Annotated in this window: 9 protein-coding genes and 1 tRNA gene; 4 read left to right on the top strand and 6 right to left on the bottom strand. The window is 62.5% G+C overall.

The window, feature by feature from the left end:
• Nucleotides 1-67 precede the first annotated feature (67 nt).
• Nucleotides 68-364 (bottom strand): hypothetical protein, encoded by a 297-nt coding sequence (locus ACFDTG_RS14475; protein WP_375291717.1) that lies wholly within the window; start codon nt 362-364, stop codon nt 68-70.
• Between the two features lie 132 nt (nt 365-496).
• On the opposite strand from ACFDTG_RS14475, the gene ACFDTG_RS14480 reads away from it, so the two are divergent.
• On the top strand, nt 497-3,040 hold the full coding sequence (locus ACFDTG_RS14480) for an EAL domain-containing protein (protein WP_375291718.1): 2,544 nt from the start codon (nt 497-499) through the stop codon (nt 3,038-3,040).
• Nucleotides 3,041-3,216: 176 nt separating this feature from the next.
• Here the strand turns inward: ACFDTG_RS14480 and queG are convergent, their stop codons facing one another.
• Nucleotides 3,217-4,248, bottom strand: a complete 1,032-nt coding sequence (gene queG, locus ACFDTG_RS14485; protein WP_375291719.1) for a tRNA epoxyqueuosine(34) reductase QueG — start codon at nt 4,246-4,248, stop codon at nt 3,217-3,219.
• A 96-nt stretch (nt 4,249-4,344) separates the two neighbouring features.
• Here queG and ACFDTG_RS14490 point away from each other — a divergent pair, with 96 nt between their 5' ends.
• The 3 genes from ACFDTG_RS14490 to ACFDTG_RS14500 all read left to right on the top strand — a co-directional run bounded on the left by ACFDTG_RS14490 (nt 4,345) and on the right by ACFDTG_RS14500 (nt 7,408).
• Nucleotides 4,345-5,361 carry an ABC transporter ATP-binding protein gene (locus ACFDTG_RS14490; RefSeq protein ID WP_375291720.1) on the top strand — a complete coding sequence of 339 codons (1,017 nt, stop codon included), beginning with the start codon at nt 4,345-4,347 and terminating at the stop codon, nt 5,359-5,361.
• Nucleotides 5,358-6,584 carry an ABC transporter permease gene (locus ACFDTG_RS14495; RefSeq protein ID WP_375291721.1) on the top strand — a complete coding sequence of 409 codons (1,227 nt, stop codon included), beginning with the start codon at nt 5,358-5,360 and terminating at the stop codon, nt 6,582-6,584. The genes ACFDTG_RS14490 and ACFDTG_RS14495 overlap by 4 nt, the downstream gene beginning before the upstream one ends.
• Nucleotides 6,585-6,736: 152 nt before the next feature.
• Complete coding sequence (locus ACFDTG_RS14500; protein ID WP_375291722.1) at nt 6,737-7,408, top strand: hypothetical protein; 672 nt, start codon at nt 6,737-6,739, stop codon at nt 7,406-7,408.
• A gap of 323 nt (nt 7,409-7,731) precedes the next feature.
• Here ACFDTG_RS14500 and ACFDTG_RS14505 read toward each other — a convergent pair whose 3' ends face one another.
• The 4 genes from ACFDTG_RS14505 to ACFDTG_RS14520 all read right to left on the bottom strand — a co-directional run bounded on the left by ACFDTG_RS14505 (nt 7,732) and on the right by ACFDTG_RS14520 (nt 12,154).
• A complete protein-coding gene (locus ACFDTG_RS14505) occupies nt 7,732-9,048 on the bottom strand; it encodes a PepSY-associated TM helix domain-containing protein (protein ID WP_375291723.1) in 1,317 nt (438 codons plus the stop codon).
• Nucleotides 9,045-9,623 (bottom strand): hypothetical protein, encoded by a 579-nt coding sequence (locus ACFDTG_RS14510; protein ID WP_375291724.1) that lies wholly within the window; start codon nt 9,621-9,623, stop codon nt 9,045-9,047. Before ACFDTG_RS14510 ends, ACFDTG_RS14505 begins: the two co-directional genes overlap by 4 nt.
• Nucleotides 9,623-11,737 carry a TonB-dependent siderophore receptor gene (locus ACFDTG_RS14515; RefSeq protein ID WP_375291725.1) on the bottom strand — a complete coding sequence of 705 codons (2,115 nt, stop codon included), beginning with the start codon at nt 11,735-11,737 and terminating at the stop codon, nt 9,623-9,625. The genes ACFDTG_RS14510 and ACFDTG_RS14515 overlap by 1 nt, the downstream gene beginning before the upstream one ends.
• 341 nt (nt 11,738-12,078) lie before the next feature.
• A tRNA-Trp gene (locus tag ACFDTG_RS14520) sits at nt 12,079-12,154 on the bottom strand.
• Between the last annotated feature and the right edge of the window lie 5 nt (nt 12,155-12,159).

Consider the following 12,159-nt stretch of genomic DNA (forward strand, 5'->3'; position numbering starts at 1 on the left):
AGGGCCGCCGCGGGGCCGCCCGCCCACACTCTGGCAAACGCGAAAGAAGATCGAGCGAACCGCCCCATCATGGTCCGGCATGGCAATGCCCGTGCATCCAATTGGACGTTCGTGCGTATCTATCTGCACGACCAATGGCGCGCAGATGCGTGTCACCTTGCCCCGCCCACACGGCGGGGCTTTTTTTAAGCGAACCCGGCAGCGAGACATGCCCAACGGTCGCTGCTGTCCAGCGGCTCTCGCACGCAAGCGATGCCCGATAGGCAAAGAACAATTCAGAGTGATTATCGGAGTGATTATCAATTGCGCGCAGGCGGAATTGGGTAATCGGAACACCTACCCTCACGACGGTGGTCGTGTTCATCCGCACCGGCGTCGGTAATGCTTTAGACTTGTTCGAACCCATCCGCTTTCCGAGGGACCATTCCTTACGCGGAGACGCGTAAATTGAAACTTGGCTAACGAACCGGTAAGCTACGCTTGTTAAGGCGAAGCAATGGACCTGTTTTCTCAATCTGCCCTCGGCGAAGCGGCGCGGCTTGGCGCTCTGAGGGAATTGGAGGTTCTGGACACCGAGCCGGACCGCAATCTTGACCGGGTCACACGCATCCTTGCGCGCACAGCGGGTACGGAAAGCGCAGCGCTCAGCCTGATCGATTCCACGCGCCAGTGGTTCATGGCGCGCCATAACATACCGTTTTCCGAGACACCTCGCGATGTCGCGTTCTGCTCTTACACGGTCGCGCTGCGCGAGATCTTCGTCGTCCTCGATGCGGCCAAGGACGAGCGGTTTTCGTCCAATCCGCTGGTCACCGACGGCCCGCGAATACGGTTTTATGCCGGCGCTCCGCTGTTCACGGAAGAAGGGCAGTGCCTCGGATCGCTTTGCGTCATCGACTCCCGCCCCCGAGAGAAGTTCGACGAACACGACCGGGCAATTCTGGAAGAATGCGCCCGGCTGGCTACCGATTTTGTCCTGACTCGCCGTCAACGCAAGACGGGAGAAATGATGGCCAAGGTGGTCGAGGCGACGTCAGACGCGGTGGTCGCCGCCGATAAGGACGGCACCATCCTCTACTGGAACGCAGCGGGCAAAAGCATCTTCGGCTATTCCCGCGATGAGATCGTGGGTCAAAGTGCCAGCCTGATCGTGCCCACCGACTTTCCCGCGCAAGACATGGGGAATCTGACAGCTGTCAGTCGCGCGGGACCGGCCGCGGAGGGCGCGGTGGTGGAATTGCAGGCGCGCCACAAGGATGGCCATCTCATTCCGGTGGAAATGTCAGTCGCGCGCTGGGGCGACGAAGGTGTGGACCCGGGCTTCGCGGCCATCATCAGGGACATTTCCGATCGGAAAAAGCTCGAAGACGATCGCCGCCGCAGCCGGACTTTCCTCGATACCGTGGTCGAGAACCTGCCGGTCATGGTGTTCGTGAAAGAAGCGCAAACCCGACGGTATCTGCTGGTCAATCGGAAAGCGCAGGACCTCGTAGGAATGCGTGCGGAGGATATGATCGGACGGACTGACGGGGAACTGTTTCCGGACATCGGGAGAGACTTCGAAACGCGCGACAGCGCCGCCGTTACCGCGGGTGCGCCGACAGTTTTCGAAAGCACATTTACCCGTGACGACGGTTCCAGGGTCGATTTGAAAACGACGCGCGTGCTGGTCGATGGCCCCGATGGACCGCGGCAATATCTGCTCGGGATTTCGGAAGACACGACCAAGCTGCGCCGGGTTGAAGCGGTCACACACCGCCTGGCGCACTATGATGCGCTGACAGGGTGCCTCAACAGATCCAGCTATTTCGCCAGCCTGCAGCGCCTGGTGGGCGCGGCACAGCCCTTTGCGATGCTGAGCATCGATCTCGACAGGTTCAAGGCGGTAAACGATCAGTTCGGCCATCTGGTGGGCGACGATGTTCTCACCGAGGTCAGTCGGCGGCTCCTCGAAGCGGTGGAGGATGAAGAGGCCGAGGTCGCGCGTATCGGCGGCGATGAATTCGTGGTGCTTCTGACGGGGTCTGGCTTGCGCGAGCGCGCTGCGCGGCTTGGCAAGGCGATAATCGAGATCGTGTCCCGGCCCATTCAATCGAACCGGGTCAGCGCGCATCTGGGCGCCTCGATCGGCGTGGTGCTCTATCCTGATGACGGCACGAGAGTAGAAAAACTCCGCGAGAATGCCGACCTGGCGCTTTATCGCGCGAAGGCGGAAGGCCGTGGGACGACCTGCTTCTTCAACTCCGACATGGATACCGCCCTGCGCGACAGGCAAAGGCTGGAGGGGGATCTTCGCCAGGCGATCGAGCAAAGTAAGATCACGCTGCACTACCAGCCGATCATCTGCGTCGAGACGGGCGAGATGACGAGCGTGGAGGCACTGGCCCGATGGGAACACGGCAAGCGCGGGGCGATACCCCCTGACCAGTTCATCTCTGTCGCGGAAGACAGCGGGCTGATCGAGGAGCTGGGCCGACAGTTGCTGCGACAGGCTTGTGTGGATGCCGCGGGCTGGCAGTCCGACATCCGCGTGGCGGTGAACCTATCGCCGATGCAGTTTCATTCGGGGGCGCTGGTGGGCCACGTCAGCGCCGCTCTCGAGGAATCGGGCCTTCCGTCCTCGCGGCTGTTGCTCGAAGTGACGGAGCGGATCGTCATCCAGCATCCCGAACAGACATTCAAACAACTGAGGAGACTGCGCGGCCTTGGTATAGAGATCCTGATGGACGATTTCGGCATCGGCCATTCGGCGCTCAACTATTTCCTGCGCTTTCCCTTCGACAAGGTGAAGATCGACAAGGAGTTCATCGCCGATATCGAAAGCTCGCCGGCGGCGAGAGCAATCGTTCGCGCGGTGGTGGGATTGGGCAAGGATCTGTCCATGGGCGTCGTGGCGGAAGGTATCGAAACGGAGGCCCATCTGGACCACGTGAAGAGCCTGGGATGCACCCATGTGCAGGGTTATCTGATCAGCCGGCCCTTGCCGCCCGAGAAGATCGACGCATTTGGCGCCAGCCTGAGAAACGGCGCCGCCGCGTGACAAGCCAGTAATCCGCACCGTAAAGCTCTGTAAGCCGGTTAAAAGTGAATTTTCAAAAAGTCAGTCGCTGATAACGGTTTTCACAGGAACGAGTGATCACGGTTGCCAAACCAAAATCTTCGACTTTCGGCCAGAGTATATGCTTGCCGTCTTTCTGCGTGACCGCCCGGTAACCTCTAGAGGTTGGTCAACGCGCGGGCCGCCCATTCTGCCGCATCGCGCACCACTGGGTCGGGATCGCGGCATAGCACTTCGACCCGGGGCAGCAGGTCGGGCCTTCCGCTGTTGCCCGCCGCGTAGAGGCAGTTCCTTACGAAGCGGTCGCGCCCGATACGCTTTATCGGGCTGCCTGAAAACTTCGCGCGGAACGCCGCATCGTCGAGCGCCAGCAGCGCCGCCAGATCGGGGGCGACCAGGTCATCGCGCGGCAGAAGCTTGGTGTTGGCCTGCGCGGCATTGGCGAACTTGTTCCAGGGGCACACCGCCAGGCAATCGTCGCAGCCGTAGATGCGGTTGCCCAGCGCGGCGCGGAATTCCTCCGGCAGCGGCCCCTTGTGCTCGATGGTGAGGTAGGAAATGCAGCGCCGCGCATCCAGCCGATAGGGCGCGGGGAAGGCATCGGTGGGGCACGCATCCTGGCAGGCGCGGCACGATCCGCAGCGGTCGGCGTGCGGCGTATCCGGCGCAAAATCCAGTGTCGAATAGATTGCGCCCAGGAACAGCCAGCTGCCATGCGTGGTGCTGACGAGATTGGTGTGCTTGCCCTGCCAGCCGATGCCCGCCGCTTGCCCCAGCGGCTTTTCCATCACCGGCGCGGTATCGACGAAGACCTTGAGCTCGCTGTCGGGCTCTCGCGCGATCAGCCAGCGGGCGAGTGCTTTCAGCGCTTTCTTCACCACATCGTGATAATCGCGACCCTGCGCATAGACGGAAATGCGCGCCTTCTCGGCATCGTCCGCCAGCGCCAACGGATCGACATCCGGCGCATAGCTCATGCTCAGCGCAATCACGCTGCGTGCCTCGGGCCACAGGCCCTGAGGGCTGGCGCGCTGCACGGGGCGGCCTTCCATCCATTCCATGCTGCCGTGGCGCCCTTCGCCCAGCCATTCGTCGAGCCGCGCGGCCTGCCCGGCGTGTCCTTCGGCGGCAGTGAAGCCCACGCTGGCAAAGCCCAGCCGCAGCGCTTCGGCGCGTAGCGCGTCCTTCAAAGCCGCTCCTTCCGGGCCGTTAACCACGCTTGCTGTCACCCTTCTTCATTGCCGGTCGTTATGCACCCGCCCATGCTTACCGAGGCTGTGCTCGCGATGCGAGACCCCGAACCCGACTCCGCGGCTGGCCAGCCAGCCGAGCGCCCGCTGGCCATCGAGGCGCGCGGGCTGGTCAAGCGGTTCGACGATACGCTGGCGGTGGACGGAGTGGATATAGCCGTTCCCGAAGGTGCGATCTACGGCATCCTTGGCCCCAACGGCGCGGGCAAGACCACCACGCTGCGAATGCTGCTGGGGATCATCGATCCTGACGAGGGCGTGCGCCGCGTATTCGGGCACGACCGCCCGCACGAGATCGCGCGTCTCATCGGCTATCTGCCCGAAGAACGCGGGCTCTACCCGGCGATGAGGTGCGACGAGGCGATCGGCTTCCTGGGCGCGCTGCGCGGCCTGCCGGTCAAGGAAGGGCGGGCGCGGGGGCGCGAATTGCTAGAGCGGCACGGACTGGGCCATGCGATCGACCGCCAGATCCGCCAGCTGTCCAAGGGCATGGCGCAGACGGTGCAACTGCTGGGCACGCTGGTTCACCGCCCCCGGCTGGTGGTGCTGGACGAACCGTTCAGCGGGCTCGACGCGATCAATCAGGGCAAGCTGGAACTGCTGATCCGCGATCTGGCGGCGGACGGGGTGACGGTGATCTTTTCCACCCATGTGATCCAGCACGCCGAACGCCTGTGCGACGATGTCGCCATCATTGCTGGCGGGCGCGTGCCCTATGCCGGATCGGTGGACGCCGCGCGTGACCGCATCCCGGCGCAGGTGAGGCTGGAAACCGCGCGGGCCGATGGCCGCTGGCGTGCCGCCCTGCCCATGGGCGCGCGCCACGATGCCAGGGCCAGCGGCAGTCATCTCTGGTATTTTCCGCTCCCCGATCCGCAAGGGTCCGACACCGGGACGGAGTCGCTGCTCCGCGCGCTGATCGAAGGGGAGGCGGGCGTGCTCTCGCTCTCGCTCTCGATCGAGCGCGCCGGGCTGCACGATGCCTTCGTCGCCATCGCAGGGGAGGCGGCGGCGAGGGCTCTGGCCGAAACCAAGGAAGGGGCCCGGCGATGAATGAGTTGCACGCCTCCTCCCGGCTCAGCACGATCCAGGCAGCCTGGGTGGTGGCGCGGCGTGATTTCAACGCAATCCTGTTCAGCCGCGCGTTCTTCTTCTTCCTGTTAGGCCCGCTGTTTCCGCTGGCGGTGGGCAATCTGGCGGGCAATATCGGCGGGCAGGTGCAGCAGAGCGCGCAAGCGACGAGCTATGCGCTGGCGATGGCCCCGGCGGACAACGCCCGCATGACAGCGGCGGCCGAGCGCCTGCGCGCCCGCTTGCCGATGGTGGTGCCCAATCTCGTCCCGCTGGATGCAGATGGGGCCAGCGATCCGCGCGCCATCCTAGAAAACGGCGCGCGGAGCTATGCCGCGGTGATTTCCGGCACCCCCGCGGCACCGCATCTGACGGGGCCGGGCGATCAGCTCGCGCTCTTGGGCGGGCCCGTCGGCCTCATCGCGGCGGAGGCCGCGGTCGAGGGCGCCGTCACGCAGGCCCCCGTCTCGACCGAAGTGGTGGAGCGCACCAGTGCCACCGCCCGGCAGGACCGGATCGCTACCGCGCAGAGCGCGCTCCTGCTGCTGTTCCTGCTCACCATCATCCTGGCGGGCATGGTGCTCTCCAATCTGGTGGAGGAGAAAGCCAACAAGATCATCGAGGTGCTTGCTGCCGCTATTCCCATGGACGCGGTGTTCATGGGCAAGCTGTTCGCCATGCTGGGGATCAGTTTTGTGGGGATAGCGGTGTGGGCGGGCGGGTTCGGCCTCTTCGCGCTCGCCACCGGTGCCAGCCCCGCCGTGCTGCCGACACCGGGCGTGGGGTGGCCGGCGTTCGTAGCGCTGGGCGTTATTTATTTCGCCATGAGCTATCTTCTGCTCGGCTCCATCTTTCTCACCATCGGCGCGCTGGCGACCACGGTGCGCGAGGTGCAGACGCTGTCGATGCCCGTCACCATGTTCCAGATTTTGGTATTCTTCTTCGCCACTTATGTGCTGACCGCGCCGGGATCGGCGATGGAGACGTTGGCGATGGTGTTTCCGCTCTCCTCCCCCTTTGCCATGCTGGCCCGCGCCGCGCTGGACGAGGCGCTATGGCCGCACGCGATGGCGCTGGCGTGGCAAGCGCTGTGCGTAGTGTCGTTCATCCGGCTGGGCGCGGGGCTGTTCAAGCGGCGGGTGATGAAATCCGGCAAACCCGCGCGCAGGCGGGGGTGGCTGCGGAAAGGAGTTACGGCACCCTGAAGCTTTTCAGGTGCTTGAGCCATATCGGAAAATTGGCAGAGGTGACAGGAACCCCTGCCGGAAATCGTCCAAGTATCTGAAAGCGCTCGTTTCCCATTCCAGCCCTGCCATGGTTCGCCACGGCAGGGTGCCACGGAAGGAGACCACGACATATGTGTGGCATTCAGAACGTCACCCGCAAGCAGGGCACGTATTACTACCGTAAACTCATACGTTTAGGGGCTGATAAACCTTTCCGGCTACGTCTCTCGCTCAAGACAACCAGCCGGCGCCGGGCGGCCCTGCTCGCGCCCGCGCTGACCTTGATCTGCGAGAGGGTCGCAATGGGCATTGTAAGCAACATGGCGCGTGACGGCCTCACTGCCGCGCAGCGGGCCGAAATTTTTCGGCGCCAGATGCTGGTCGAGCGCGATCGGCTTGAGGCTATGCACGCCAGCTTACACGTGCTTCCACCCGACGATCACGATGATATCGGCAAAGCGCTTACGTTGCGGTTAGGCGCAAGCGAGATGGCCGCGCAGGATGGTGCGATGCAGGGCAAGGTCGAGGATTTCCTCGTCGCCCGCGTCGACCCCGACAATGATGACGAGGACATCGTAATCCTTGCTTGGTCGGATCTCGCTGCCTCGATTGAGCACGAGGGAGCCGATTTTCTTCATTCACTTTCCAAAGCGGAAATGAGGAAGCTGCTCGCTCATTTTTACGTGAAAACGTGCGGAATCGAGTTCATTCTCGGCATTGTCCGTCGCGGTGCGCTCGAAAATGACAGCAAGGTGCCAAGCTTCTCGGCGATGCAACGGGCCCAGATGGAATCCCCGGGATGACGCAACAGCCCATCCCTGATGATACAGGCGCAATTGGCCGTTACCGCTATCCTCGCGAACCTCTTGTCACTGAGCTAGCTAACGTGGCGGTAGTTAGAGCCGCCAGTCGCGTAACTAATGACTTACTCGCTTTGGAATCGAACCAGTTCACGGCTCCGATATCAGCGCCGTAACTGGTCGCCCCCAACAGGGTGTTATGCAATCCTAGACCGCAGGGGAATCTGAGCCTTAGATACTTGGCCATGTTCGGACAATTGGCGGGGCTGAGCCCCAGACCTCATGCAGTCGAAAGGTGTTCGTTCAGCGCATTCAAAAAATGACATCTATTTAACGAGAATTGCGCCATCCCGATTTATGGAGGTCGTCTGCGTCCGTTTGGTTCTAATCAACCACAACCCGATTGTTAGCAGGCCAACTGCCCAGAATATCGCGATGAATGGCGCATCGTTGCCGAGCGTCAGGCGCGCAATAAGGGTCGCTGCCATGCCCCCGGGAACGCCTATGACCAGGCCCCACCAACTTGCCCGCAGATAAGTGGATGGCTTGCCGGCCCTGTCACGCTTGTCGAGCCAGATGAACGTTCCGGTCGCCACCACGATGGTCATCGCCAGCCCGAACAGGATGTAGGCGATCTTGACCGGAAGCCCGCCGTAGTTGCCGAAATGCAGATTGTAGGTGGAAGCCGCTAGTTGCTGGCCGACGGTTCCGTCCGCCATTCCCGCCGTGCCGTGGAACTCGCCGTCGCCGGAGAATGCGTAATACTCGCCGAAAATCAGCCGGCGCGGGTGCTCGGCAACGATCTGCATGTGTTGGCCCGCCGTGCCGGGATCATGCAGGATGACGTAATAGGGGCGGGTCTCGGGATATTCGCGCACCATGTAGGAAAGCGCCGGCGCCACATCCGGGATCGGCGCGGGCGAAGCGTCGCCTTCGGGCTCGCCGCCGAAGACCGGAGCAAGCGCGGCTTCGCTGTCGCCGCCATAGGCGCTTGCTGCAAGACCCGACCCCGAAATGTAGAACAGACCGATCATGGTTCCCGTCAGCGCAATCGCCAGGGCGAAGGGTATCGTCCAGACAGCCAGCCGGTTGTGCCAGTCCAGCGTGGCGACATCGTCACCCCGCCGCGCACGGAGGCGAAAGGCGTCGCGAAAGATGCGCGGATGTGCGGCTATGCCGGAGATGGTAAGCGCGACCAACATCGCGCCGAACAGTCCGACTAGCGACATGCCGACTACGGCCGGCAGGTTCAGGCGATAATGAAGAGCCAGCAGGAATTCAGCCCAGGCATTCTCTTCCGGCATCGCGATGCTGCCGCTCTCGTCAATGTGTACCGCCTGCGTATCGGTGGTGATCGTCGTGCGCGGCAGATCTTCCGTCGGCAGATGGACGTAGAGATGGGTCGTGGTCGGCCCGTCGCTTTCTGTCGCAAGCACGTTCTCGATCCCGCGCTGGATGGCGGCGGGCGCAATTGCCGTCATCTCGGGCGCATCGCGCTGTTCGAACCGCTGCCATTCTTCGTACAGCACGATAGCCGTGCCGGTAGCGCAGATCAGGTAGAGCAGAGCGCAGCACACAAGCCCTAAGGCCGAATGGGCGGAGATCGCCTTTCGAACCGTCTCCTTGGAGAGTGCTATGGTCATGCCGGACCGCCTTGCAGCAAGAGGAAGGGCGCTGATAATGCCGCAATGCCGGCAACCCAGGCGAATTGCCGGGTGCGATAAGTCATCATCAGAAGGGCGAAAGTAAGGACGGGCCATGCCACCGGAACGGTGGCGAGCACGGCGACGTTGCCGTCCGCCTCCGCACCCCCGGCCATTAGGATGAGGGCCCTGATGGCTAGCGCGAGAAGCAGGCTCGCAACCAGCGCGAGCGGGCCGGCGATGACGAAGGTCACCCAACCGGATCGCTGAGTTACGGCAACCTCGCTGCTTCCCCGGTGGCTCGTCCTGATTGTCTTCGCGCGTGCCTTGCGGGCGGGTTGTGCCGCCGCGAAGGCCAGCGCCACGCAGGCCGCGAAGGTTGCGACAAGCGCGGTAACAGCTACGCCCCACTCGCCTGCCGCGCTGTCGCCAACGACTAGCGCCGCCAGCAGCGTGGTCCAGCCGCCGATATTCAGCACGGTCGAGCGGTCCGCCCTTCCCCAGGACAGTCGGAGCACGGTCACACCGGCAATCGCCAGCGCAGCCGCTATCCAGAAAGGGGCGTCGACTTCCATCAGAAGCTGACCGTCAGCGAACCGTTGATGCTGCGCTTCTCGCCCGGGAAGCAGTCTCCACGTACCAGACAGACTGCGAAATATTCCTCGTTGGTGATGTTTCGTGCAGTCAGCCGGAATGCGAACCGGTCGAAATCGTAGCCGAGCGACAGATCGCCCACGGTGCGCCCATCGACCCGGTAGGTCAGCAGGTTGCCATCGATTGCCGAGATACCGTTGCTCTCGTTCCCACCGACATAGCGCAGCCCGCCACCCAGGCTGAGCCCGTCGAGCGCGCCCCGGAAATTATACAGGGCGAACAGCGAGGCCTGCCAGTCGGCAATCGAGGTCAGCGCAAAGCCGTTCGGATCCTCCGCATCGAGATAGCTGACATTGGCATCAAGCCGCAGTCCCCCGACCAGCGCGTTGCCTTCGAACTCGATGCCGCGGACCTTCGAGACGCCTTCCTGCTGGCTGTTGCCGCCGACCAGAGCATTGGGATTGGGCAGGTTGGACACTTCGATGTCGAACGCAGACAGCGTGACAAGAGCATTGATGCCAGTCGGCTGCCACTTGATCCCTGCCTCGTACTGGCGCCCTTCCTGCGGCAGCAATTGCTGATTGGTAATCGTGTCGATGCCGACCACCGGCTCGAAACTCTCGGCGTAGCTGACATAGGGAGAAATGCCCGCAGGGCCGCGCCATAGCAGCCCGAAGCTGAGGCTGGTGGCGTTGTCCTTCTGCGTGGATCCGTTCTCCACCCGGTTGTCGACGCTGTCGAACCGCACGCCCGCATTGGCGACAAGCGCGCCCCAGCTCATCTGGTTCGAGATGTAGAACCCCGTCGAATCCACGTAATTGCGCGGACCGTTGCCTTGGAATTGCCGAACCTCTTCGACGCTAAGCACATCCTGATACTGCGGATCGAAGGCGTTCAACGTGCCGCCGTTGAAGATGTAGGCGGTGTCGGAATCGGTGAAGACGTCCTGGCGCTGCACCCCAACGAGCAATTCGTGTTCGATCGGCCCGGTGGAGAATTCGCCGCGCAGGCGTGCGTCGAGCGCGAGCTGTTCGCTGCGGTTGTCGGCCAGATAATAGGTCCACGCCCCGTCCCCGTTTTCGTCGATGCGCGGAACGCCATTACCCTGAAAGGCGATCCACGCCTGCCGATAATCGGCCTGTGAATCGACGTAGCGCCCAACCGCCTCGAACGAGAATGTGTCGTTGAATTGCTGTTCCAGAAGCAGGGTAAGCGCGAAGCTTTCCGTATCATAAGCATTGAAGCCGGGCGCGCCATGATATGTGTACGGATCGATCTCCTGATCGTCGGCGGTCGGGAAAAGTGTCCCCGTTACCGGCAGGAACTGGTGCGCGGTATCGGATCGCTGTTCCGAATAATTGGCAAGGATCGTCACCTCGGTGCCGGTCGCGGGCCGCAGGGTAAGCGCGGGCGCGATGACGAGCTTATCGTCACTCACCTGGTCGATCTGCGTGTCGGCATCGCGCAGGATGCCCACAAGCCGGAACTGCGCCTGATCTTCCGCACCGGGGATAGCGATATTGATATCGGTCGCGATCTGCTTGCGGTCGAAGCTACCGTAATCGAGCCGTACTTCGCCTTCCGTGACGCCGTGCGGCCTCTTGGTCACCACGTTGATAATACCGCCGGGCGAACCAGCGCCGTAGAGCACCGATGCCGGCCCCTTCAGGACCTCGACCTGTTCCAACGTGTAAATATCCTGCCGGGTCGTGTTGTAGAACCCGAACAGGTACTGGAGATTGTCGCGATATTCCGGCGCATCGAGACCGCGCACCTGCGCGAAATCGCCGCGGGTGGAAAAGCCGAAGGGTTCGGCTGTGACGCCAGCTGAATAGGTCAGGGCATCATCCAGCGACTGAGCGCCCTTCTCCTCGAAATCCTGCTCGGTTTCGATCGAAATCGAACGAGCTGTTTCCACAATCGGCGTATCGGATTTTGTCGCTCCAAAGTCCGTGAGCGCGCCAGTGACGACGATCGTTTGTTCGTCCGCTTCGTCGGTAGGATCGCCGGTCTGGGCTGAACGGTCCTGCGCGTAGGCAGGCGGTGCAGTTATGAGCGCTAACGTAGTCGTCGTCGCAAGAAGAAAAGGTTTCAATTGGGGCTCCCTGAACACAATCTCACCGCCCGCTAATGCAAGTCATTCGCATTTGCAACCGCGTTCTTGCGAAAGTTCCGGGACCGGGCTGGTGCACGCTGGGCGGGGAGTGGCGCGCCGCTTCCTACGCCCGGGCCCGCACGACAACACTTCTCGAAGGAGAGTGATTGGAAGCTGGCCTTTTGTGATGATTTCGGCGGCTGACGCTCTTGCACTAAGAGTCGCGCTGATTCATGGTGCCGATATCAAGACCGCGACGGGGTGCCACGGCAGGGTACCACGCCGTTTTGATTCGCAGGGAAACCTGAGCCTTTTCAGGCGCTTGGCGTATTCCGGAAAAATGGCAGGGGTGACAGGATTCGAACCCGTGGCCCTCGGTTTTGGAGACCGATGCTCTACCAGCTGAGCTACACCCCTGCAGC

The organism is Qipengyuania sp., assembly GCF_042095715.1.
In the GTDB taxonomy this organism is placed as follows: Bacteria; Pseudomonadota; Alphaproteobacteria; order Sphingomonadales; family Sphingomonadaceae; genus Qipengyuania.